The organism is Mesorhizobium sp. M0019, from assembly GCF_040323975.1.
Lineage (GTDB): Bacteria > Pseudomonadota > Alphaproteobacteria > Rhizobiales > Rhizobiaceae > Mesorhizobium.
Genome location: NZ_JAMYVK010000004.1, coordinates 21,492 through 45,602, shown reverse-complemented (window position 1 = coordinate 45,602; position 24,111 = coordinate 21,492). Strand labels below are relative to the sequence as shown.

At 64.4% G+C, this 24,111-nt stretch carries 20 protein-coding genes; 10 read left to right on the top strand and 10 right to left on the bottom strand.

Annotated elements, in window-relative coordinates; genetic code table 11:
• The first annotated feature begins 86 nt into the window (after window positions 1–86).
• The 5 genes from NKK47_RS04675 (at window position 87) to NKK47_RS04655 (ending at window position 4,646) form a co-directional block, all read left to right on the top strand.
• Window positions 87–854 (top strand): SDR family NAD(P)-dependent oxidoreductase, encoded by a 768-nt coding sequence (locus NKK47_RS04675; protein WP_023679862.1) that lies wholly within the window; start codon window positions 87–89, stop codon window positions 852–854.
• Entirely contained in the window at window positions 854–1,804 is a 951-nt protein-coding gene (locus NKK47_RS04670) for a 2-dehydro-3-deoxygalactonokinase (RefSeq protein WP_502898926.1), read from the top strand. Before NKK47_RS04675 ends, NKK47_RS04670 begins: the two co-directional genes overlap by 1 nt.
• Entirely contained in the window at window positions 1,801–2,439 is a 639-nt protein-coding gene (locus NKK47_RS04665; protein ID WP_352575268.1) for a 2-dehydro-3-deoxy-6-phosphogalactonate aldolase, read from the top strand. The genes NKK47_RS04670 and NKK47_RS04665 overlap by 4 nt, the downstream gene beginning before the upstream one ends.
• Window positions 2,439–3,320, top strand: a complete 882-nt coding sequence (locus NKK47_RS04660; RefSeq protein WP_023679859.1) for an SMP-30/gluconolactonase/LRE family protein — start codon at window positions 2,439–2,441, stop codon at window positions 3,318–3,320. Before NKK47_RS04665 ends, NKK47_RS04660 begins: the two co-directional genes overlap by 1 nt.
• A 267-nt stretch (window positions 3,321–3,587) precedes the next feature.
• Complete coding sequence (locus NKK47_RS04655) at window positions 3,588–4,646, top strand: D-alanine--D-alanine ligase family protein (protein WP_352575266.1); 1,059 nt, start codon at window positions 3,588–3,590, stop codon at window positions 4,644–4,646.
• Here the strand turns inward: NKK47_RS04655 and NKK47_RS04650 are convergent.
• The 6 genes from NKK47_RS04650 to dnaK all read right to left on the bottom strand — a co-directional run bounded on the left by NKK47_RS04650 (window position 4,643) and on the right by dnaK (window position 10,308).
• Window positions 4,643–4,930 carry a DUF1330 domain-containing protein gene (locus NKK47_RS04650; protein ID WP_023679856.1) on the bottom strand — a complete coding sequence of 96 codons (288 nt, stop codon included), beginning with the start codon at window positions 4,928–4,930 and terminating at the stop codon, window positions 4,643–4,645. The genes NKK47_RS04655 and NKK47_RS04650 overlap by 4 nt on opposite strands.
• A 27-nt stretch (window positions 4,931–4,957) precedes the next feature.
• Entirely contained in the window at window positions 4,958–5,671 is a 714-nt protein-coding gene (pyrF, locus tag NKK47_RS04645) for an orotidine-5'-phosphate decarboxylase (protein ID WP_352575264.1), read from the bottom strand.
• Window positions 5,668–6,264: an NADPH-dependent FMN reductase gene (locus NKK47_RS04640; protein WP_352575262.1), complete on the bottom strand. Its 597-nt coding sequence runs from the start codon at window positions 6,262–6,264 to the stop codon at window positions 5,668–5,670. Before NKK47_RS04640 ends, pyrF begins: the two co-directional genes overlap by 4 nt.
• A gap of 60 nt (window positions 6,265–6,324) precedes the next feature.
• Window positions 6,325–6,930: a phospholipid N-methyltransferase PmtA gene (pmtA, locus tag NKK47_RS04635; protein WP_023679853.1), complete on the bottom strand. Its 606-nt coding sequence runs from the start codon at window positions 6,928–6,930 to the stop codon at window positions 6,325–6,327.
• A gap of 117 nt (window positions 6,931–7,047) precedes the next feature.
• Window positions 7,048–8,178: a molecular chaperone DnaJ gene (gene dnaJ, locus NKK47_RS04630; protein WP_352575260.1), complete on the bottom strand. Its 1,131-nt coding sequence runs from the start codon at window positions 8,176–8,178 to the stop codon at window positions 7,048–7,050.
• 213 nt (window positions 8,179–8,391) lie between these two features.
• Window positions 8,392–10,308, bottom strand: a complete 1,917-nt coding sequence (dnaK, locus tag NKK47_RS04625; RefSeq protein WP_023679851.1) for a molecular chaperone DnaK — start codon at window positions 10,306–10,308, stop codon at window positions 8,392–8,394.
• Between the two features lie 570 nt (window positions 10,309–10,878).
• Here dnaK and NKK47_RS04620 point away from each other — a divergent pair.
• From NKK47_RS04620 to NKK47_RS04605, 4 genes are all read left to right on the top strand, one after another.
• Window positions 10,879–12,840 carry a hypothetical protein gene (locus NKK47_RS04620; protein WP_352575258.1) on the top strand — a complete coding sequence of 654 codons (1,962 nt, stop codon included), beginning with the start codon at window positions 10,879–10,881 and terminating at the stop codon, window positions 12,838–12,840.
• Between the two features lie 10 nt (window positions 12,841–12,850).
• Window positions 12,851–16,630, top strand: a complete 3,780-nt coding sequence (locus tag NKK47_RS04615) for a DUF7929 domain-containing protein (protein ID WP_352575256.1) — start codon at window positions 12,851–12,853, stop codon at window positions 16,628–16,630.
• Window positions 16,631–16,849: 219 nt separating this feature from the next.
• Entirely contained in the window at window positions 16,850–17,527 is a 678-nt protein-coding gene (rpe, locus tag NKK47_RS04610) for a ribulose-phosphate 3-epimerase (RefSeq protein ID WP_352449613.1), read from the top strand.
• A gap of 40 nt (window positions 17,528–17,567) precedes the next feature.
• Window positions 17,568–19,091 carry a malonate--CoA ligase gene (locus NKK47_RS04605; protein ID WP_352575254.1) on the top strand — a complete coding sequence of 508 codons (1,524 nt, stop codon included), beginning with the start codon at window positions 17,568–17,570 and terminating at the stop codon, window positions 19,089–19,091.
• Between the two features lie 2 nt (window positions 19,092–19,093).
• Here the strand turns inward: NKK47_RS04605 and nagA are convergent, their stop codons facing one another.
• From nagA to NKK47_RS04585, 4 genes are read right to left on the bottom strand one after another with little or no spacing between them, the layout of a single operon-like run.
• Complete coding sequence (gene nagA, locus NKK47_RS04600) at window positions 19,094–20,266, bottom strand: N-acetylglucosamine-6-phosphate deacetylase (protein ID WP_352575252.1); 1,173 nt, start codon at window positions 20,264–20,266, stop codon at window positions 19,094–19,096.
• Complete coding sequence (locus tag NKK47_RS04595; RefSeq protein WP_036239401.1) at window positions 20,263–21,294, bottom strand: SIS domain-containing protein; 1,032 nt, start codon at window positions 21,292–21,294, stop codon at window positions 20,263–20,265. The genes nagA and NKK47_RS04595 overlap by 4 nt, the downstream gene beginning before the upstream one ends.
• On the bottom strand, window positions 21,291–22,073 hold the full coding sequence (locus NKK47_RS04590) for a GntR family transcriptional regulator (protein WP_023679844.1): 783 nt from the start codon (window positions 22,071–22,073) through the stop codon (window positions 21,291–21,293). Before NKK47_RS04590 ends, NKK47_RS04595 begins: the two co-directional genes overlap by 4 nt.
• A complete protein-coding gene (locus NKK47_RS04585) occupies window positions 22,070–22,951 on the bottom strand; it encodes a glucosamine kinase nucleotide-binding domain-containing protein (protein ID WP_023679843.1) in 882 nt (293 codons plus the stop codon). Before NKK47_RS04585 ends, NKK47_RS04590 begins: the two co-directional genes overlap by 4 nt.
• Before the next feature lie 199 nt (window positions 22,952–23,150).
• Here NKK47_RS04585 and NKK47_RS04580 point away from each other — a divergent pair, with 199 nt between their 5' ends.
• Complete coding sequence (locus tag NKK47_RS04580) at window positions 23,151–24,110, top strand: N-acetylmuramic acid 6-phosphate etherase (RefSeq protein WP_352575250.1); 960 nt, start codon at window positions 23,151–23,153, stop codon at window positions 24,108–24,110.
• Window position 24,111 lies beyond the last annotated feature (1 nt).

Sequence of the window (24,111 nt, the reverse complement as noted above, 5' to 3'; positions counted from 1 at the left end):
ATCCACTCTTTCGCCCTTGCCCGCCCGACACGGCTGGATAGGATGCGCGCCGGCCGACCGAGATCATTGGACCGGGAGAGAATTTCATGATGCCATCGGCACGCTTTGCCGACCTCGAAGGCGCTTCGGTGCTGATCACCGGCGGCGGCTCCGGCATTGGTGCTGCCTTGACCGAAGGTTTTGTCCGCCAGGGGGCAAAGGTCGCCTTCATCGATATCGCCGACCGTCCGAGCCTGGCGCTGGCCGATCGGTTAGACAAGGAGCTCGGCCGGCGGCCGTTCTATCTCAAGACCGACATACGCGACATCGAGGCATTGCGGGTATCAATCGCCAAAGCCGCCGAGGCGCATGGCAACGTGACCGTGCTGGTCAACAATGCCGCGCAGGATGACCGTCATGCCGTCGAAGACGTCACGGTGGAGTTCTGGGACAACAACCATGCCATCAACCTGCGCCCGCATTTCTTCAGCGCACAGGCGGTGGCGCCGGGCATGAAGCGGGCCGGCGGCGGCTCGATCATCAACTTCACCTCGACGTCGTTTCTCATCAACCATCCCGATATGCCGGCCTACACCGCCGCCAAGGCCGGCATCGTCGGTCTCACCAAGGGTCTTGCCGGCAAGCTCGGCGTCGACGGCATCCGTGTCAACGCGATCGCGCCCGGCTGGGTGATCACCGAGCGGCAGAGAAAGCTCTGGGTCACCGAAGAAGCGCTCGCCGCTCATGTCGCCAAACAGTGCATCAAAGAGGTGATGCAGCCGGAAGACATTGTCGGCACCGTGCTGTTCCTGGCGTCGGATGCCTCACGCATGCTGACCGCGCAGATGCTGATCGTCGATGGGGGGTTCCTGTGATCTCATCGAGCAAGGCAGCTTCCGTCGCGGCCGTCGACTGGGGCACCACCCGTATGAGGGTCTGGCTGCTCGACGGCGCCGGCAAGGTTCTCGCCGAGCGGCGCGGCGATGACGGGCTGATCACCGCCCAGGCTAAAGGATTTTCGTCCATTCTTGAAGGGCATCTGGGTGCCCTGGGCGCAGCCGAGGCGCTGCCGGTCATCATTTGCGGCATGGCCGGTTCGCGCCAGGGCTGGCTGGAGGCGCCCTATGTCAGCGTGCCGGCGCCGATCGGCGCTATTCTCGCCGGCGCTGCCCGCATCCCCGGCCAGCGCCGCGACATCCGCATCGTGCCCGGCCTTGCCCAGCGTCTGGCCGACGCCCCGGACGTCATGCGCGGCGAGGAAACCCAGCTTGCCGGCGCCGGTTTGCCGGCAAAGGGACGCCACCTCGTCTGCATGCCCGGCACGCATTCGAAATGGGTGCTGGTCGAGGACGGCTCTGTTGCCGGTTTCGGCACCTGGCCGACCGGCGAGCTGTTTTCGGTGCTGGCCGCGCACTCGATCCTGCGCCATTCGCTGGGCGAGCCGCCGAAGCCGGTTGCCGCCGAAAATCCATTTTTCCGGGAGTGGTGCCTGAAGGCGTTGGCCGAAGGTGGTGACATCGGTTCAAGACTGTTCTCGATCCGCGCCGCCAGCCTGCTGCAGGATCTGAAGCCCGAGGATGCCGCCGCGTGCCTGTCCGGCCTGCTGATCGGCGGCGAGATCGCTTCGGCAAATCGCCGTTATGGGGCGAGTGCCGTGCCCGTCGTGCTGATCGCGTCGGGCGCACTCGGCAAGCTCTATGCCGACGCGCTCGGCCTTGCCGGGCTCGCGGTCAGGGTGGTCGACGCCGACGAGGCGGTGCGTGCCGGTCTTGCCGAAGCCGCGCGCGAAAATGGCATGATCGCCGGAAATGGAGTTGCCGCATGACCGAAACCGCACCTTTTCCAAAGCTCGAGCGGGGTCTGGTCGCCATCCTGCGTGGCCTCAAGCCAAGCGAGGCGGTGGCGATCGGCCAGGCGATCTTCGGCGCCGGTATCGAAGCGATCGAGGTGCCGCTCAACTCGCCCGATCCTTACGCCTCCATCGCCAGCATTGTCGGAGCGCTTCCTCCAACAGCCTTGGTCGGTGCCGGCACGGTGCTCAGCGCCGCCGATGTCGACGGCCTGCACAAGGCCGGCGGGCGGCTGCTGGTCAGCCCCAATATCGACGCCGACGTCATGGGCCGTGCCATGCATTACGGCATGGTGACGATGCCCGGCGTGTTCACGCCGACCGAGGCATTCCGGGCAATCCGGCTCGGCGCCTCGGCATTGAAATTCTTCCCGGCGAGCGTGCTTGGCGCGGCAGGCATTTCGGCGATGCGCGCGGTGCTGCCGGCCAGTGTGCTGGTCGGCGCGGTCGGCGGCGTTTCGGATAAGGATTTTGCCGGCTACAAGGCAGCCGGCGTCAGCGTCTTCGGTCTTGGCTCCAGCCTGTTCAAGCCGGGCATGAGCGTCGACGAAGTGGCGGCACGGGCGAAGGCTGCGGTCGTGGCCTGGGACGCGGCGTTTGGAGCGGCATGATGAGCGAGACCATCGTTTCGGTTTTTTCCGACCATGTCTGCCAACTCGGCGAGGGACCAAGCTATGACCCTGCCACCGACACGCTCTACTGGTTCGACATCGTCAACGGCCAGCTCCTCGAACAGCGCCTGTCGGGCGGTGCCGTCAAAATCCACGAGCTCGGTCAGATGGCCAGCGCCATCTGCATCATCGACGACCAACGCCAGCTGATCGCCACCGAGACCGGTCTGCATGTCCGCGACGTCGCGACCGGCAAGCTGACGCTGCACACGCCGATCGAGGCCGACAATACGGTCACCCGCTCGAACGATTCACGCGTTCACCCTTGCGGCGCCCTCTGGGTCGGCACCATGGGCAAGGGCGAGGAGAAGGCCGCCGGTTCGATCTACTGGTTCTTCAAAGGCGAGCTGCGCCGGCTCTATGCCGACGTCACGGTGCCCAACTCGATCTGCTTTTCCGAGGATGGGACGATCGCCTATTACACCGACACCAGCACCGGGCTGTTGATGCGCGTCGGCTGCGATCCGGCGACCGGCCTGCCGGTTGGCGAACCGAAGGTCTTCGTCGACCACCGTTCGGCCAAGGGCTATATCGATGGTTCGGTGCTCGACCGTGACGGCATATTGTGGAACGCCTGCTGGGGCGGCAGCGTCGTCGAAGCCTATGGACCCGACGGCAAGCTCGTCCGTTCGGTGGCGATGCCGGCGACGCAGCCTTCCTGTCCGGCTTTCGTCGGCAGGAATGCCGACCGGCTGGCGGTCACCTCCGCCTGGTCGGGCAAGAGCGAGAAGCAGCGCCTGCTCGACCCGCAAGCCGGCATGACATTTATGCTCGACATTCCAGTCAATGGTCGCTTCGAGCCGCGTGTGCTGATTGGCTGACCATGATCCCGAAAAGTGGGAACCGGTTTTCGGAAAAGATCATGGTCAAACAGGAAGATGGCGCCGTTGCTGTCGTGCAGGCGTCCGGCTGACGTCGATTCCGCGAAAGCCGAATGCGCTCGCCGTGCGATGCTAGAATGGTTCATCGTTTCGCGGAACGCTGAACCGCTCTATCTCTTTGTTTTGACGCAATTCCGGACGGAAAACCGTTTCACACTTTTCCTGGAATTGCTCTAGCAATCGTGCTGCCGGGAAATCGTTTCGATCATGTCAAGCCGCGAGCCGAAGCTGATCCTTGTCTACGAGCCAGAAAAGGCTTGCTTCGATCGGCTGGTTGCCGATAACCACGTGCCGGAGCGTGCCGCCGAAATTGCCTCCTATCTGGCGCAATCGACCGATATCGCTGCTGAATTCGACGCACTTGCCGCCGCTTGCCAGAAGCGCGGCTTGTCATTTGCGCCGGTGACGCTCGACGACGCCTCAAGCGTTCTCGCCGGCGAGGACCCGAAGACCACGCTAGTCTGGACGCTGACCGACGGCATCGCCTATTTCCGCGGCGGCGCGGCACCAGCTCTGGCACGGCTGAACGGCCTGGAGGCGATCGGCGCCGACGATGCGCTTTTCGCGCTCTGCCAGGACAAGTTCTGTTCAGGCGCCGTGCTCGGCGCGTTCGGCTTGCCGGTGCCGCAGGCGGGCCTTGCCCGTGACGGCGCCTGGCTGGTCGCGCCGCCGGCCTCGCCCGCCGGCTGGTTCGTCAAGCCGAACCGGCTCGGCGCCAAGATCGGTATCTGGCCGGATTCGCGCTGCCGCGATCTCGGCCATGCGCTGGAGCTTAGCCGGCGCGTCTTCGCCGCCTATCGCGACGATGTCGTCGTCCAGCCCTATGTCGCCGGCCGCAACGCGCGCGCCAGTTTTCTCGGATTGAGGCCGGATACCGGCGTCGAGGCGCTGGGCATCGCCTTTGTCGGTTCGGGCGGCGATTTCCAGACCATGCAGGACAGCCTGGCGCTTTACGGCGATACCGGCGCAGCGGCGAAAGCTGCGGGAAAATATACCGAGCCGGTGCTGCTGCCGGTCGCCGGCAGCCAGCCTGAAGCCGATGCAAGAATCCGTCGCATCGCCGAACGCCTGATGGTCGGGCTTGGCCTGCGGGATGTGTTTTCCATCGATTTCCGGGTCGAAGCCGACGACAGCGTCCACCTCATCGAGTTCGAGGTCTGCCCCGGCTTGCCCTGCTTCGATTTCCGCGATTACTGTCGCCAGCAATGGGGCTTGAGCCTCGCCGATGCGATGGCGCAGGCAGCGGCGAACCGGCTTCTCGCCTAAATCCCCTCGACCAGCACGATTTCGCCCTCGGCCACCTTCTGGCGGATCGCGACGGCGCGCTGGTATTCGGGCGAGTGGTAGCAGTCATGCGCCGCCGCAAGCGACGGAAACTCGATGATCACGTTGCGGTCGCGGCCCGGCCCCTCGGCCTTCTCATGCGCGCCGCCGCGCGCCAGGAACTTGGCGCCGAAGCGGTCGAAGGCCGGTTTGGCAGCTGCGACATAGTCCTTGTAGCCTTCCGCATCGCGCACGTCGACGCGAGCGATCCAGTATCCTTTGGGCATGGCTTTTCTCCGGGTTAATTCCTGGCGTCAGGCCGAGCGCATTTCATCGAGGATCGCTTCCGCCGCCGCCCGCCTGTCGGCCGCGCCGACGATCGGCCGGCCGACGACGAGATGGCTGGAGCCGTTGCGGATCGCCTGCGCCGGCGTCACCACCCGCTTCTGGTCGCCATGGTCGCTGCCCTTCGGCCGGATTCCCGGCGTCACGACCGCCAGGTCGGGGCCGACGATGCGGCGCACCGCCTCGGCTTCCTCGGCCGAGCAGACGATGCCGCCCATGCCGGCATGCAGCGCCTGCTCGGAGCGCCTCAGCACCAGTGTATGCGGATCATACTCATAGCCGGCGTCGATCACGTCCTGCTCGTCCATCGAGGTCAGCACGGTGACCCCGAGCAGGCAAAGGTCGCTGCCCCTCGCGGCCTCGACCGCCGCCTTCATCGTCTTCGGATAGGCGTGGATGGTCAGCATGCTCATGCCCATCCTGGCGATGTTTTCGACGCCCCTGGCCACCGTGTTGTCGATGTCGAGCAGCTTCATGTCAAGAAAGATCCTGGTGCCGCCGCTGGCCAGCTCGCGGGCGAAGTCGAGCCCGCCGGCAAAGGCGAGCTGGTAACCGATCTTGTAGAAGGAGACGATCCCGTCGAGCTCGCGCACCGCTTTCTCGGCTTCCTTCAGCGTCGGCAGGTCGAGGCCGACGATCAGCCTTTCCTGCATCGTGTCGGCATGCGCGGCGTCCGGGATCATGCCTCGATCCGCGTCGACAGCATGCGCGAGGTTTCGATCAGCGTTCGGCATAGGTGCTCCATCGATTGGCGTAGTCTCTCGTCCCGGAAGTTGCCCTCGTCGTCGAAGGCGTAGCCGCCCTCCGGCACCGAACACTCCGGTGTCACCACCTCCATCCGGCAGCGCACCAGCACGGCGCGCAGATGGTTGATGCAGCGTATCCCGCCGAAGGGTCCGTTGGAAGACGAGCAGAGGGCGGCGACCTTGCCGGCAAGCGGCCTGAACGTCCGGCCGCCATCCTTGCGCAGCTGGCTCACCCAGTCGATGCTGTTCTTGAGCAGCGGCGGAATGGAGCCGTTATATTCGGGCGTCGCGATCAGCAGCCCGTCATGGGCGGCGATCATCCGGCCGAGCTTGACGGCGTTTTCGGGAATGCCTTCGTCCTTTTCCAAATCCTGGTCGAGGATCGGCAGCGGATAGTCGGCGAGCGAGATGCGGGTCACCTCGGCGCCCTGCATGGCAAGTTCCTTCTGTGCCACGTCGGCGGTCCTGCCGCTATAGGCGCCGCTGCGCACCGAACCGGCGACGACGAGAATTTTCGGGATCACAGCCATGGGTCTGCCTTGTCACCCGATGGGTATAAGACAAGTGCTATTCAAACCCAACGCTTCAATTCATGCGGCCCCGCGCCGGTAGATCCAAAGCTGCGTCGGCGGAATGTTGCGGATGACGAAATGGAAATGCTCGACCGTATAGTCGCCGCGGCCCGGCGGTATCGGCGACAGCGGCCCGTAAGTTAGCTGCACGATCGGCCGGCCCGCCGGGATACGGTCGAGCAGGCTCTCGACATAGGCGATGCGCTGGGCGACAGGGAAATTGAGCAGCGGCACGCCCGATATCACAGAATCGAAGATCAGGTCGCGCTTGTCGCCAAGCGTCGCGTCGAGATTGAAGGCGTCGCCCTCGATGACGTTGACGCCTGGATAAAGCTGGCGCAGATGGCGCACGAAATCAGTGGAATATTCGACCGCGTAGAGATTCTCAGGCTTTATGCCCTGGGCGAGGATGGCGCGTGTGATGACGCCTGTACCGGGCCCGACCTCGAGCACCGGCAGGCCGGATGTCGGATCGACGATCGAGGCCATCTTGCCTGCGGTGATGGAACTGGTCGGGACGATCGAACCGACCGCCTTCGGCTTGTCGATCCAGCCCTTGAAGAACTTCAGCTCGTCGTCGAACTTTTCCGCCAGCGTCTTTCGCAGTCCGGGACTACGCGTCATCGAAAGTCCTCCTCAACGCTCCCTCGCATGCTACTTAGCAGTTACGAGGTGCAAGACAAGGCGAATCCCCGGATAAGGTGTTGATGACGCTCGGGAAGCGTTTTCCAGGGATCAGATTCAGTGCTCGCCGAACGTTTCGAAAAAGTCTTTCATGCGGGCGAAAAATCCGCTCGACTGAGGCGAATTGTCCTTTGAGGAAAGCTGCTCGAATTCCTCCAGCAATTCGCGCTGATGGCGCGAAAGGTTCTGCGGCGTCTCAACCACGGTCTGGATGTAGAGGTCGCCGATATTGGGCTGGCGCAGCACAGGCATGCCCTTGCCCTTGAGGCGGAACTGGCGACCGTTCTGGGTGCCTTCCGGCACCTTCACCTTCGTCTGGGTACCGTCCAGTGTCGTCACCTCGAACGAGCCGCCAAGCGCTGCCGTCGTCATCGAGATCGGCACCTTGCAATAAAGATCGGCCCCGTCGCGCTGGAAGAATTCGTGCGGCTTGACCGCGAGGAAGATGTAGAGATCGCCCGACGGGCCGCCGCGCAGGCCGGCCTCGCCCTCATTGGCCAGCCGGATGCGGGTGCCATCCTCGATGCCGGCAGGGATGTTTACCGACAGCGAGCGCTCCTCGGTGACACGGCCCTGGCCGGCGCATTTCGGGCACGGATCCTTGATGGTCTGGCCGCGCCCCTGGCATTGCGGGCAGGTGCGCTCGATCGAGAAGAAGCCTTGCGTGGCGCGCACCTTGCCGTGGCCGTTGCACATCGAGCAGGTGACGGGCTGGGTGCCAGGCCTGGCGCCGCTGCCCGAGCATTCCGAGCAGGAAATCGAGGCTGGCACCCGAATCTGCGCGGTCTTGCCGGAAAATGCCTCTTCCAGCGTAATTTCCATATTGTAGCGCAGGTCGGCGCCGCGCTCGCGGCCGCCGGACGAGCGGCGCTGGCGCCCGCCCATCATGTCGCCGAAAATGTCTTCGAAAATGTCGGCGAAGCCGCCGGCGCCAAAGCCTTGCGCCCCGCCATTCATACCGCCGTGCTCGAAGGCGGCGTGGCCGAAGCGATCATAGGCGGCGCGCTTCTGCGGGTCCTTCAGTGTCTCGTAGGCTTCGTTGATTTCCTTGAACTTGTGCTCGCAGGCATGGTCGCCTGGGTTGCGGTCGGGATGGAACTGCATGGCGAGCTTGCGAAAAGCGCTCTTGAGCTCCTTCTCGTCGGCGCCCTTTTGCACGCCTAGCGTTTCGTAAAAATCAGCTTTCATGTTTTCCCGCAGTCCGGATAGTCAACGTCTTGAAGCATCGTTGCGTCGTTTGCCGGCACGCTGTTCCGATTTAGGTGTGATGGAGCCGCGATGCCAGTGTCTACGAGGCTTTGTCCGCATTTTTTCGGGCAGCTCAGCGTTTTTCCGGCAAAGGGTTGCAAAAAAGCCCGGCTGTGCGCCGGGCTTTTTCCCTTACCTGTACCGTCAGGCGGTTCAGGCCGACTTCTTCTTCTCGTCGTCTTCGTCGATTTCCTCGAAGTCGGCATCGACGACGTCACTGTCCTTGGCGGCATCAGCCTTGGCGTCGGCCTCGGCGGCTTCCTTCTGCGAAGCCTCGTACATGGCCTGGCCGAGCTTCATCGAGACTTCGGCGAGCGTCTGCGTCTTGGCCTCGATCTCGGTCACATCGTCGCCTTCGGCAGCGGTCTTCAGCGCCGCGATCGCATCGGCAATCGCCGTGCGGTCGGCCTCGGAAACCTTCTCGCCGTATTCCTTCAGAGATTTCTCCGAGGAATGCACCAGCGCCTCGGCCTGGTTGCGGGCCTCGACCAGCGCGCGCCGCTTCTTGTCGGCTTCGGCATTGGCCTCGGCGTCCTTGACCATCTTCTCGATGTCGGCGTCCGAAAGGCCGCCGGACGCCTGGATGCGGATCTGGTGCTCCTTGCCGGTGCCCTTGTCCTTGGCCGAGACGTTGACGATGCCGTTGGCGTCGATGTCGAAGGTGACCTCGATCTGCGGCACGCCGCGCGGCGCAGGCGGGATGCCGACCAGATCGAACTGGCCGAGCGCCTTGTTGTCGGCGGCCATTTCACGCTCGCCCTGGAAGACGCGGATGGTCACCGCCGACTGCGAATCCTCGGCCGTGGAGAACACCTGGCTCTTCTTTGTCGGAATCGTCGTGTTGCGTTCGATCAGCCGCGTGAACACGCCGCCCAGCGTCTCGATGCCGAGCGACAACGGCGTCACGTCGAGCAGCAGCACGTCCTTGACGTCGCCCTGCAGCACGCCGGCCTGGATAGCGGCGCCTAACGCGACGACCTCATCCGGGTTGACGCCCTTGTGCGGCTCCTTGCCGAAGAACTGCTTCACGATCTCCTGGATCTTGGGCATACGGGTCATGCCGCCGACCAGGACGACTTCGTCGATTTCGCCGGCCTTCAGGCCGGCATCCTTGAGCGCCGCCTTGCAAGGATCGATCGTGCGCTGGACGAGATCCTCGACCAGGCTCTCGAACTTCGCCCGCGTCAGCTTCAGCGTCAGGTGCTTGGGGCCGGTGGCATCGGCGGTGATGAAGGGCAGGTTGATCTCGGTCTGCGTGGTGGACGACAGCTCGATCTTGGCCTTTTCAGCCGCTTCCTTGAGGCGCTGAAGGGCGAGCTTGTCGTTCCGCAGGTCGATGCCCTGTTCCTTCTTGAACTCAGCCGCCAGATATTCGACCAGACGCATGTCGAAATCCTCGCCGCCGAGGAAGGTGTCGCCATTGGTCGACTTCACCTCGAACACGCCGTCGCCGATTTCGAGCACCGAAATATCGAACGTGCCGCCGCCAAGGTCATAGACGGCAATCGTCTTGCCTTCCTTCTTGTCCAGTCCATAGGCAAGCGCGGCCGCCGTCGGCTCGTTGATGATGCGCAGCACTTCGAGGCCGGCGATCTTGCCGGCATCCTTGGTCGCCTGGCGCTGGGCGTCGTTGAAATAGGCCGGAACGGTGATGACCGCCTTCTCGACCTTCTCGCCGAGATAAGCCTCCGCCGTTTCCTTCATCTTCTGCAGGATCATCGCCGAGATCTGGCTAGGCGACTGCTTCTTGCCGCCGGCCTCGACCCAGGCGTCGCCATTGTCGCCCTTGACGATCTTATAGGGGACAAGCTTCTTGTCCTTCTCCGTCACCGGATCGTCATAGCGGCGGCCGATCAGGCGCTTGACCGCGAAAATGGTGTTCTCAGGATTGGTAACCGCCTGGCGCTTGGCCGGCTGGCCGACGAGGCGCTCGCCGTCGCTGTTGATTGCTACAATGGAAGGAGTCGTGCGCGCGCCTTCCGCATTCTCGATGACCTTGGATTCCTTGCCGTCCATGATGGCGACACAGGAATTGGTTGTTCCCAGATCGATACCGATTACTTTTGCCATTTCTTTAATCTCTCCGCTAAGCAGGCTCTCAGGACCCGTACAGGCGTTCCGACGAAAGCCCCTGTTCACAAGAAATTCCGCTCCGGCAACCGGCATTCGGCGCTGGACGGCTTGGCGCGTATATAAGAACAGGCTGCGTGGCGCGCAAGCATTCTGCGCAAGGCGTTCACCATTCATCGCGGTTGATCGGATTCGGAACCGGCAGGCCCGTATTTTCCGGCCGTGATCCAGCCCGGCCCGGCCCGGCCCATGAACCTTTCCGCCTCACCTCGCGACTGACGCTCAGGTGCCGCGTGGTGCGGCCCCGGAAAGGAAAGCCCCATGACCACAGATCCAGAGACTCCACGGTCTCCGGGAACAGCAGGAGCTCAGCGCGACCATCGCCTTCGGGACTGGGTCGATGCGCTGGGCTCTTCGCTGGTTCCGTTGACCCTGCGCGGACGCAGGCGTATCGTGACGTTGAGGAAAGCAGACAATTCGATCAGGGATGAACGTGCCGGAACGCCGCGCCTTGCCCTGATTTGCGCGCCGGGACCGGATGTTTCTCCCATGACCTGTGGGGGGAGATCCATGTCTTGCGACCACGGCGCGTTCGTGCGCTCTCGTGCCGGCCGTTTGCGCCGCGCCATCCAGGCTGCCAGCGGATTGTCGATCTTGGCGCTCGCCGCTGGGCTCTGGCTCGGTGGCTCGGCCCAGGCTCAGGAAACCCAGATCATCTATCCCGGCTCGATGGCAGTGACCGGATTCTCCGGCACCGTCATTCCCAATTTCGAGGAAGGCCTGCCGCCGGGCGTCGATCCCGTCGACGAAACCTTCATCGACACGGCGCGCGCGACCTTGCGCGTCTTCGACGTCTCAAGGCTGGGCGGGCCGGCGTCTGGCCAATTGGTCTTCACCCCGCCACCGTTCGAGGTCACGGCCGGGCAAATCGGCCAGGTGTTCGGCATCACCTACGACGACGGCGTGCGCGACGGCGTTCCATCGGCCATTCCAAACCTCTATGCCGGCGCCACGTCGCTGCACGGCATCCGCATAGTCACGCCAGACGGCGACGCCGACGGCCGGCCGGAGCGGCAGCGCCGCGGCACGGCTGACGCGGTCTTCATGGACGGCCAGTTCGGCACCGAAAACGGCGGCGGCCCCGGAACGATCTGGAAGATCGACGGCATCACCGGCGCCGTCTCGAAATTCGCCGATATCGACGCCAATAGCGGTCCCGGCATCGGCGACGTCACTTTCGACAATATCCACCGCCAGTTCTTCGCCAGCGATCTCGACACCGGCCTCATCCACCGCATCGACGCCAATGGCGCGCTGCTCGACACGTTCGACCACGGCATAGCCGGCCGCCCGGCGCACGGGCTTGCCGCCCTTGCCGACGACGGCTCGGTGATTGACATCCAGGGTGCTGCCTTCGACAGCGAGGACCCCGACAGCTGGGGCTACACGCAGGACGAGCGCCGCGTCTGGTCGGTCGTCTATCGTGGCGGCCGGCTCTATTATTCGGTCGGTGATAAGGCGGAGATCTGGTCGGTGGGCGTTGCCGGCGACGGCAGTTTCGCCGGCGACCCGCGCTGGGAACTGACGGTCAAGGCCGACAAGGATTACGCGGTCACCGACATCGCCTTCGACAACGAGGGCTTCATGTACCTGGCCCAGCGCGGCCCGGTGGAGAACCGCTACGACTACAGCCAGTTCGCCGATTCCGGCAAGGGTGAGGTCATCCGCTACTGGCGCGAAAATCCGGACGATCCGGCGACGGAATCGGCCTGGGTGGAAGTGCCGCAGGAATATGCGGTCGGCTTCCCGCAAGACAACCGACAGCCGGCCGGCGGCCTCGACCTGCAATATGGCTACGATGCCGAAGGCAATCTCGATACCGGCGTCTGCACCGACACGCTGGTCGATACCGGCGACAAGTTGCGCGACAACCCGGAGCTTGCCGAACAACTCGCAGCCGGCGGGCCGCTCGCCGTGCACGGCGTGCAAATCACGCCGACGGCACTGGTCAAGCCGGCCAACATGCCGCCTTTCGGCTCGTGGTTCGTCGACTTCGACAATTATTTCGAAGACCCCGAAGTCGAAGGCCATGTCGGCGACGTCGAGGTCTGGCGCCCCTGCGAAGGCCGTGCCGGCTATTACGAGCAGGTGCCGGGCGGCTATCTGCCACCGTTCTATCCGCCGGACTTTCCGCCCCCCGGCAATCTGCCTCCTTGCCTCGATGTCGAGGATGTCAGGTATCTCTGCACGCCCTCCGGCCTCGAGGCCGATCTCTATCTCCATGACCATGCCGGCTTTGGCGGCGATTCGATCAAGGCTCTGTCCAGGACGCCTGGCGTTGGGGTGACTTCACCTCTGTCGCATGCGCCCGGTGCGCCATACACGATCGGCATCACCGGCCATTACCCTGGCGATACGGTCGATGTCGGGCTCTGCTTCTACAGGCAGTCCGATAGCGACAAGGGTGGCTACTACCCTTGCTGCAAGATGACCTTGCGGCTCAGAACCCCAGCCGTCAGCTGCGAACCGTGAGGAGGGGAAGATGAGCAATCTCGCATTTTTCCCGCCTGCGACAAGCAGCCAAACAACCGGCAAACAATCATTCGTCATGGAGACCATCATGAAACCCCTGTCACTCGCCAGGCGCGGCGCGCGCTGGCTGATGGCGGCCGGTATCGCGGTCGCCATGCTGAGCCCGCTGCAAGGCTTCGCTGAAGACCTTGCTCCGGCCAAGACCAAGCCTGCCGATGCGGTCACTGTCATTCCCGATACCAAGCTCGATTTCGACAATCCTCGTATCGTCAATCCGGAGCCGGGCCGGATCGTGCCCTTCTTCACCAAGAAAGGCACCCAGAGAGGCTGCGACTATGTCGTATATTCGCTGAGCTTTGGCTTGCGCGGCAATCCGCAGGGTTTTGCCAGCCCGGGCCTCGCCGCCATGCTGAAAAAGGTCAGGCTCGATTTCAGGGACCAGCTCCCGCACGGCCTGCGCGTCGTCGGCGTGCATGTGACCGGCGACGGCACCGATGCGTCCGGCGGACCGCTGCCCGGTGCTGCGATCAGCAGTTCGGCTGGCCCGGACGATACCGCGACGGTGTCCGATTTCCGGATTTCCGCCAGCGATCTCGACGGCATCGGCGCTGCGAACGAGCGCGTCATCACGTTCCAGATCACCGCCAAGATCGACCATGCGGCGTTTCCGTCGCCGACGATCGTTCACAACCAGGGCGTGGTCAACGTGAGCCGCGAACGCGGCGCCGGCATCGAAATCCCGTCGCAGGATCCGGGCAAGCCGGACGACGGCAATTATCTCACGGGTGCAAAGACCTCGATCAAGATCGACGTCACCAGGTGCAACCCGCCGCCTCCACCTCCCGGCAAGGAATGCTTCAAGGTGGAGCGCGGCACGGTCGATTGCTTGCCCGGCGGCGGCGCCTTCATCTACCACATGCCGGTCGGCCCAGAGATGGCCGGCAAATGGGTGCAGCTTTCGACGACGACACCCGGCATCACCATCATTCCCGACACGCAATTGGTGCCGGCCGGCGGCGGTGTGCTCAATTGGAAGATCGTCGGCGCTTCACCCGGCGACGTCATCCACATCATCGTCACCGGTATCGAAACCTATGCCGGCCCGAGGGAGGGCTGGGGCCTGTGCTGTACGCACACCATCGATATCGTCATCCCGCGTGATCAGCGCTGCCCACCGAAGGACCAGGAACCGGATCTGAAAGTCGAAAAGCGCGCCGACGTGCAACGTTGCACGATGGGCGGCGGCTGCGACTTCACCATCAGGGTCACCAATGTCGGCGATGCACCCTACCACGGCAAGATCGTGCTCGACGAAGTCACCCTGCCGGCCGGCTCCACCCTCGATTCAGGGCCGAACCCGCCTTGGGTCTGCGCGCCTGGAACCACCCCGATGATTTGCACTCATCCGGTGACCACGCTCAATCCGGGTGCCTCTGTCGACCTCAAGCTCGGCTTCAAGCCGGCCGCAGGCTGGCGAGGCAGCGTCTTGCGCAACTGCGCCACTTACAATTACGGCGCCAGCGGCAAGCCGCTTTTCGGCAGCCAGCAAAACGATCGCCGCTGTGCTTCGATCCCGGTCTGCCGGCGTGGCGATCGTGACCGCGACTGCCGGCCGCCGGTGGAGAAGAAGGTCGACCTGATCCTGAAGAAGCGCGCCCGCACCGAATTCTGTTCGGCCGATGGCGTCTGCACCTTCGTGGTCGACATAATCAACAATGGCAGCGTCCCCTATAATGGGCCGCTGACGGTCGTCGATACCTATCCGGGCGGCGCGCCGGCATCCTCGACCTTCGGCCCGACGCCGCCATGGACATGCGGACCGAACGGCCCCGGCCAGTTCCGCTGCGACAACGCCGGAATCGTGCTGTTGCCTGGCGCCTCGACGCCGATCTTCGTCAGGGCGGTGATGCCGGCCAACTACCGGCCCGACAGTGTCGAGAACTGCGCCGAGGTGAAGGCTATTCCCGGTGAGAACGACATCACCAACAACAGGGCCTGCGCCAAGGAACGCATCCGTCATCCGAATGGCGGCCAGCCGGCCCTGCGCATCACCAAGGTATGCAATGCCTCGCTGGCCGGTGCTGCGGTCGTTTCCTGCCGCATTACCGTCATCAGCCTCGGCACCATTGCCCCGACCGGTCCGGTACGGGTCAACGATGCCGCGACGCTGATAGCCGGCGGAGCGCCGGTCCAGATCCAGACCGTCACCCCAGACGGCGCGGAATGGGCTTGCGGACCGCTTCCGGCCAACACACTGTCCTGCCAGATTCCCGGCGCTGTTATGACGCCTGGAACCAGCCGCCATTTCGACCTGACGGTTGCCGCGAACGGCGAATTCGAGAACTGCGCACGCGGCTCCTACGGCCCGGCTCCGGGAGATGACATCGTCTATCCCATCGGCCAGGCCTGCGCCAAGGGCGGCGGCGCCTCGACCATTCGCGTCGAGAAGACCGGCGACGCCGAGTGCAAGCCCGGCCAGCCCTGCTCGTTCGAGATCACCATCACGAACGATGGGGCGAGCGCCTTCTCCGGCCCGGTTCGCATCGGCGATGCCATCGGCGTCGAAGGCCTCGGCCGGCTGGAGGGCGTTGCGATCACCTCGATCGATCCGCCCTTCGGCTGCTCGCCGGCGCCGGCAATCTTGCCTGCCTCCTGCATTGCCAATTTGACGATCGGCGCCGGGGAAAGCCACGTTCACAACGTGACCGTGGTGCTTCCCGACGACGGTCGCCTGGCAAATCTGCAGGGCACGGTCAATGGTCAGAACTGCGTCGGCGTGCTCTCTCCCGACACGCCGGTGCAAGGCGGTGGCGACGTGTTGTCCCGCGGTGCGGCCAACGTGCAGGGCGATCGCGGCAAGGCCTATGCCTGTCATCCCTTCACCATCAGGAATGAGGTGAAGAAGGAATGCTCGGCAGGCTTCGTCATGAATGACGCCGGCAACTGCGTCTGCCCGCCCGGCACGACCTTCCGCAACGGCCAATGCTCGTCCGGCGGCGGCACGGTCATCGTGCCGAAGCCAAAACCTTGCGTTCTGCTCAAAGGCCAGATCCGTACCGAAGACGGACGCTGCGTCTGCCCGCACGGAACCGAACTGGAGAACGGCGCTTGCGTGGGGAAAGAGCCGAAGCCCGAGCAGTGCACCATCCGTGGCCAGATCCACGACGCTGCTGGCGATTGCGTCTGCCCGCGGGGCACCGAAGTCAGAGGCAATGCCTGCCGGCCAATCCAGCCGAAACCCGAGCAGTGCACCATTCGTGGCCAGATCCACGACGGCGGTGGTGATTGTGTCTGCCCGAAAGGTACGGAAGTCAGAGGCAATGCCTGCCGGCCAATCCAGCCAAAACCCGAGCAGTGCACCATTCGGGGCCAGATCCATAACGCCGCTGGCGATTGCGTCTGCCCGCGGGGTACGGAAGTCAGGGGCAATGTCTGCCGGCCGATCCAGCCGAAGCCGGAGCAGTGCACCATCCGCGGCCAGATCCACGACGCCGAGGGCGATTGTGTCTGCCCGCGGGGTACGGAAGTGCAAGGCAATGCCTGCAGGCGCAAGAAGCCTGTTGTGGTGGAGTGCTCGATACCTGGTCAGATCCACAACAAGCGTGGCGTCTGCGTCTGCCCGCGTGGGACAGAGCTGCGCGACGGCGCCTGCCGCAAACGGCGGCTGGAGTGCGCACCGGGCGCGCGGCCGATTAATGGCCAGTGCCAGCCGATCCGCAAACCGAGCCTGCTGCTGAATCCAGATGTTCTTCAGCAGCTGCCAAGGCGCAAGCCGCAGCTCGAGCAATAGGATCGCGCGCGAACTTCAAACGGTGATCATTCGATCAAGAAAACCCCGCCGGAGCGATCCGGCGGGTTTTTCTTTGGCTGGCAGATGAAAGAGCAGCGAAAACCTGAAGCCGTGGCATCAGCGGAAGGACAAACCGGCTTCCACTTTCCGGACTCGACTCATGGTCTAGGCAGGCGATACAGAGGGGCCGTAAACCGAGGTGTTCGGGAAGACCGCGTCATGAGCAAAAAAACCCTGATCGCGCCATCGGTGCTGGCTTCCGATTTCTCGAAGCTCGGCGACGAGGTCGAGGCGGTGGCGGCCGCCGGCGCCGACTGGATCCATCTCGACGTCATGGACGGGCATTTCGTCCCCAACATCACCTTCGGGCCACCGGTGATCAAGGCGATCCGCAACCGCACCAAGGCTTTCTTCGACTGCCATCTGATGATCGCCCCGGCCGACCCCTATCTGGCCGCCTTCGCCGAGGCCGGCTGCGACGGCATCACGGTGCACGCCGAAGCCGGGCCGCATCTCGACCGGTCGCTGCAGACGATCAAAAACCTTGGCAAGAAGGCCGGTGTGTCGCTCAACCCGGCGACACCGGAGACGATGATCGAATACGTGCTCGACCGGCTCGATCTTATCCTGATCATGACGGTCAATCCGGGCTTCGGCGGTCAGGCCTTCATTCCGGCGATCGTAGACAAGGTGAAGCGGGTGAAGGCGCTGATCGGTGACAGGCCGATCCGGATCGAGATCGACGGCGGCATTTCGCCGGAAACTGCGCCCCTGGTCACCGCCGCCGGCGCCAGCGTGCTGGTCGCCGGTGCGGCCATTTTCAAGGGCGGCAGCGTCGCAGCCTATCGGGCAAACATCGAGGCAATCAGGGCAGCGGCGGACAAGGCGGCCGGCTGACCGCCGCCGTTCGGCCGGAGACAGCCGCTCGGGGGGACTTTTGAGCAACCATCTGTTCGATGCTTTCCGTGCCCGGATGCCCACGCCCGGACGCCTTTTGATGGAGGCAGAGGACGGGCGCTCGATCAGCTATGGCGAAATGCTGGCGCGCTCCGCTCAACTGGCACATGTGCTGTCGCAGCTGGGCATCGAAGCCGGCGCCCGCGTCGCCGTTCAGGTCGAGAAGAGCCCGGAGGCCATTTTCCTCTATCTCGCCTGCCTGCGTGCCGGCGCGATCTTCCTGCCGCTCAACACCGCCTATACGCTGACCGAGCTCGACTATTTCTTCAGGGATGCCGAGCCGCGACTGATCGTCTGCGACCCGGCGCGAGTGACCGAGATCGGCGCTTTGGCGCAGGCCTCGGGCGCTGCGGTCGCGACACTCGGCAGCAAGGGCGAGGGTTCGTTGACCGATCGTGCCTCTGAGGCGGCCGTGGACTTCCACGACGTGGCGCGCGGACCGGACGACCTTGCTGCGATCCTCTACACCTCCGGCACCACCGGCCGTTCGAAAGGCGCCATGCTCAGCCACGAAAACCTCGCCTCCAATGCGCGGGTGCTGGTCGACCTCTGGCGCTTCACTGCCGCAGACGTGCTGATTCACGCGCTGCCGGTTTTCCACACGCATGGCCTTTTCGTCGCCACCAATGTCGTCCTGATGGCCGGCGCCTCGATGCTGTTCGAAACCAAATTCGACCCGGCCCGCATCGTCTCGCTGCTGCCGCGCGCCACCGTGCTGATGGGCGTGCCGACATTCTACGTCCGCCTGCTGCAGCAGGACGGTTTGAACCGGCAAGCGGCGAAAAACATCCGCCTGTTCATTTCCGGCTCGGCGCCGCTGTTGGCCGAGACGCACAGAGCCTGGCGAGAGCGCACCGGCCACGCCATCCTCGAGCGCTACGGCATGACCGAGACCAACATGAACACGTCGAATCCATACGAGGAAGAGCGGCGAGCCGGCACGGTTGGCTTCCCCTTGCCCGGCGTCTCCCTGCGCATCGCCGATCCCGATGGCGGCGAAACACTTGCCCGGGGCGAGGTCGGCATGATCGAGGTCAAGGGCCCGAACGTCTTTTGCGGCTACTGGCGCATGCCGGAAAAGACAAGGGCCGAATTCCGTGACGATGGTTTCTTCATCACCGGCGATCTCGGGCTGATCGATGCCGACGGCTATGTCCACATCGTTGGCCGCGGCAAGGACCTGATCATTTCCGGCGGCTACAATATCTATCCAAAGGAAGTCGAGAGCGAGATCGACGCGCTGCCTGGCGTCGCCGAAAGCGCTGTCATCGGCGTTGCCCATCCGGATTTCGGCGAAGGCGTCACCGCTGTCGTGGTGAGGGCGCCGGGCTCGACCATCAGCGCCGCAGGGATCGTCGAGGCCATCGCCGGGCGCCTCGCCAGGTACAAGCATCCGAAACGGGTGATCTTCGTCGACGAACTGCCGCGCAACACGATGGGCAAGGTGCCGAAGAACCTGCTGCGCGAAGCCTACAAGGACCTCTATACGTCCAAAGCCGGCTAACCCTAACGAGCAGGGCTGCCTGCAAAAACCTTGGCACCATCGATCCAGACGCTTTTAATGTCCAGATCGTCCGACAGCGAAACGATGTTGGCCGCGGTACCGTTGGCGAAGCGCCCGAACCGGTGCGACTGGCCGACCGCTTGCGCCGGATAGAGCGAGGCCATGCGCAAGGCTTCGTCGAGGTCGAGGCCGACGACGCGGTGCATGAAGCGCACCGCGGAAATCATGTCGAGATCCGCGCCCGCCAGCGTGCCGTCGGCAAGTGTCAGCCTGCCATCCTTGCGGTGGATGGTGCGGCCGTTCAGCGTGAACGAGGTCATGTCGGTGCCGATCGTCGCCATGGCATCGGTAACGAGCAGGATCTTGCCCGGCCCCTGCTTGGCGCGCAAGGCGATGGCCATGGTGGCCGGATCGACATGGATACCGTCGGCGATGATCCCGGCATAGAATGTGCCGGTATCGATTGCGGCGCCCGCTAGCCCTGGCTCGCGATTGCCGATCTGGCTCATCGCATTGAACAGATGGGTGACCACCGTTGCGCCGGCCTCGGCAAAGGCGCGAGCCGTGGCATAGCCGGTATCGGAATGGCCGATGCTGACGACAATGCCGGCCTTGCTAAGCGCCGACACCTGGCTGGGCTCGACGGATTCGGGCGCCACCGTCGTCAGCAGCACGGGCAGGTTTTTCCGTGCGGCGATCAGCATCGTCTGGTCGGAGTCTAGCATCGGCCGGACCAAAGCCGGGTCATGTGCGCCCTTGCGGGCGATCGACAGATGCGGCCCTTCGAGGTGCAGGCCCAGGAACCCCGGCACCTTCCTCCGTGCCGCCTCGGCTCCGGCCGCAACCGCCGCGGCGGTGATCTCGGACGTGTCGGTGATCAGCGTCGGCAACAGCGCCGCCGTGCCGAAGGGTGCGTGCGCCCGGCAGATGGTCTCGATCGAGGCGACGTCGGGATGGTCGTTGAGCATGACGCCGCCGCCGCCATTGACCTGCAGATCGACGAAGCCAGGCGCCAGCATGCCGCCGCCGGTCTCGATACGCGCAACATTGGATGGAATGGCGCCGGCGGCAACAATGGCCTCGACGAGGCCGTCGCGCACGAGAAGCGCCGCATTGTCGTGCCAGTCGTCGCCATCGAAAATCCGGGCGCCAGTCAGGGCAAAACGGTCGCTCATAGGGTTTCCGTTACCTTGCGCAGATTGGGCGGCGTGTCGGGGTCGAGGCCGCGATGGCGGGCAAAAGCCTCGACGAAACCATAGAACGACACGATCAGCGTCAGCGGGTCGGTCAGCGGATGACCGGTTGCGACATGCGGCAGGCGCTGAGCGCTCTTTGCCTTGTTCGACGTCACAAAGACGGCAGCGCCCTTGCCGGCCAGGCTGTCGGCGGCATCGGCCACCGATGGCTCGGACGCATCGCGAGCAGCCAGAGCCAGCACCGGGAAACCGGGACCGACCAGCGCCAGCGGGCCGTGCATGACCTCGGCGGCACTATAGGCTTCCGCATGCATGGCGCAGGTTTCCTTGAATTTCAGCGCCGCCTCGTTGGCGATCGCCGCCGACGGGCCACGGCCGAGAATGAACAGCGATTTCGGCGTCTCGAGTGCCCCAGCCAGCGCCATCCAGTCGCAGGCGATCGCCTTGCGAAAATGCTCCGGCAAGCGCGCGAGCGCCACCAGGAGTTTCTCGTCGCCGGTGCAATGCGCCATCAAGGCGAGTCCTGCGACGGCTGAATTGACGAAGGTCTTCGTCGCCGCGACGCTGCGCTCCGGTCCGGCCAGGATGTCGATCGCGTAGTCCGAAGCCCGCGCCAGCGGCGAATCGGCGGTGTTGGTGATGGCGACGGTCAGCGAACCGCCGGTCCTCGCCGCTTGCGCCATTGCAACGATGTCCGGGCTCTTGCCGGACTGCGAGATCGCCAGGCAGGCCGAGCCGCCCAGCTTCAGCTTGGCGCCATAGATCGAGGCGATCGACGGGCCGACCGATGCAACCGCCAGCCCGGCGGTCAACTCCACGGCATATTTCATGAAGGTTGCGGCATGGTCGGACGAGCCGCGCGCCACGGTGACGACGAAATTCGGATCGCGCTCGCGAATGCCGCGTCCAGCTTCCGTCAGCACCGCGGCCGAGCCATCGAGCAGGCGGGCGGTGGCCTCCGGGATCTCCTCGATCTCGCGCCGCATATGGGTCGTTGTTGCGGTCACGGCCGGCCCTCTTCGCCCGGCCCGCTCAGCCGGAGTTCGGCGACAAAATCATAGGCGTCGCCCCTGTAGATGGAGCGGGTAAACTCGATCACCTTGCCGCTCGCCAGATAGGAGATACGCTCGATGTGCAGGCCGGCAATACCCGGCGGTACTTCCAGCAGATGTGCGTCGCCATCGCCGAGATTGGTGGCGGAAATGCGCTGCACCGCCCGCACCGGCCTGTTGCCGGTCTTTTCCAACGCGGCGTAGAGCGACGAACCAATCGCCGCCGGATCGGGCAGCACGCTTGTCGATAGCGAGGCGCGCTCGATCGCCAGCGGCGTGTCGTTGGCGATACGAAGGCGCGCCACGCGCGCAACCAATTCGTTCGACGCCAGGCCGAGCACCATCATCTCGTCGGGCGACGGCGGATAGAGGCCGCGGTCGAGCCAAGCCGAACGCACCGCCATGCCGCGCCGCGCCATGTCTTCGGTAAACGAGGTCAGCATCGACAGCGACTGCTCGACGCGCTCCATACGTGGCGCAACGAAGGTACCGGAACCATGGCGCTGGACGAGGATGCCGCCCTTGACCAGGTCCTGCACCGCCTTGCGCACGGTGACGCGCGAAATGTCGGCCTTGCTAGCGATGTCGCGCTCGGAAGGCAGCGCATCGCCAGGTCCGATCAGCCCGCGTTTGACCGCATCCTCGATGCTCTTCCTGAGCTGCAGATAGAGCGGCGCGCCACTCTGCGACGATTGTTTCAGCGCCGCAAATATCTGGTCGGCGGCCTCACTCATCGAGCTGCCTCCGCCGTGTTTGCGAAAATCCGAACCGCCATCTGAACCGCGCCGCCCAGCGCGTCGTCGAGCGGCGGTTTCAGCAGCGCCCGGTAGCGGGCCGACAGGCGCGGCGCATAAAGCGGCGCCAGCCCGCCGAGCAGGCAGAGCGGATCGTCGCCGCCGAGGTCGAGCACGCCAAGCGCTGCCTCGACATCGGCGATCGCCTTGTCGAGGATCCAGATAGCGACGGCGTCGCCTTTTTCGGCATGTTCGAACACCTTGGGCGCGAAGCCGCCGAAATCGCCGGGCTTGGCGTTGGTGGTGAATTCGACCACATCCTCGGGATTGTTGCGGAAAATGGCGAGCATGGTCTCCGTCAGCGGCGATCCCTGGCGGATGCCGTCATAGGCGAGCAGCGTCTGCTCGAGCAGGTCGCGGCCGATGCGGGCGCCGCTGCCCTGGTCGCCGACCTGAAAACCCCAGCCACCGATGGCGCGCGACTTGCCTCGTCTGCGCGCCATATAAGCGGTGCCGGTGCCGAGTATGGCCATGGCGCCGTCGCCTGAGCCAACCGCGCCTTCCAGCGCGATCTCGGCATCGGTCTCGACGCGGCTGATGCGGAACGGCAGGATCGCTTCGAGCTGCTGCCGGTAGGTGCCGACATTGGCGCCGGCAAGACCGAGAACGGCCGGAGTTTGCGGGATCAGTGCGGGATCCCTGCCCGCGGCGACAAAGGCCTGCTGCGCTGCGTCGACGATGTTCGTCCTGGCGCCGGTGAGATCGGTTCGGATGTTGGCGGCACCGCTTTTGGCGCGGCCGAGGACGCTGCCGTCGGCCGTTGCAAGGGCCGCCCTGCAGCTGGTGCCGCCGCCATCGATGCCGAGCACGAATTTCACGCGAGTTCTCCTCCGGGCGGATAATACCAATAAAATACCAATAGCCAAGGCTTAATTTCCGTTTCAAAAAAGTTAAGGCGTAGTTTGTTGGAAAATCGCCCAATTTCGTTCGCAAGCCTGCACCGCCGCAAGGATTTCATTAATGCGTGTGGACAAGTGGTATTTTTTTGGTATGGTTTTCTCGATTGGAGGAAAGCGGATGGCCGAAACGCGCACCGAAGCGCTTCACCAGAATGCCGAGGGACTGGATATCCAGGCCCCGGAAGCCGTCCTTTCCTCGTTGGCCAACGCACAGATCGAGGCCGCCAAGGCTGTGCACGGCGCCATTCCTGCCATTGCCGCGGCAGCCGAAATCATCGCAAGCAGACTGAAAAGCGGCGGCAAGCTCGCCTATGCGGCTGCCGGCAGTTCGGGCCTGATGGCACTGGCCGATGCGCTTGAGCTGCCGGGCACTTTCGGCATCCAACGCGACCGCATCGCCATCCTGATCGCCGGCGGCGACGAGGCCTTCAAGACACTGGCCGGCGGGCCGGAGGACGACACCGAGAAAGCTTCAGCAGCAGTTGCCGCCGCCCGCATCGGCAAGGGCGACTGCCTGATCGCCGTCTCGGCCAGCGGCTCGACACCTTATGCAGTCAGGGCGATCGAGGACGCCAGGCGCCGCGGTGCGGCGACCATTGCCATCGCCAACAACAGGGATGCGCCGCTGTTGCGGCTGGCCGACATCGCCATCCTGCTCGAAACGCCGCCGGAGCTGATTGCCGGCTCAACGCGCATGGGCGCAGGCACCGCCCAGAAGATCGCGCTCAACATGCTGTCGACGCTCGCCGCCATCCATCTCGGCCATGTCCATGACGGCTACATGGTCAACCTCATGGCCGACAACATCAAGCTGCGCGACCGCGCCGCACGCATCGTTGCCGCTGTCAGCGGGCGCGACAAGGACGAGGCGGCGCGCCTGCTCGAAAGGAGCGGCGGCGTCGTCAAGACCGCTATTCTGCTCGCCGCCGGCGCCGCCAGCGCCGATGCAGCCGAGAAGATATTGGAAGGGACCGGCCACAAGCTGCGGCCGGCCCTTTCCGCGATCGAGGGGAGCAAGGGGCGCAATGCCTCTGTTCTCATCAAAACCGAACCTGAAAAAGGTCAACAGGGAGACTGAG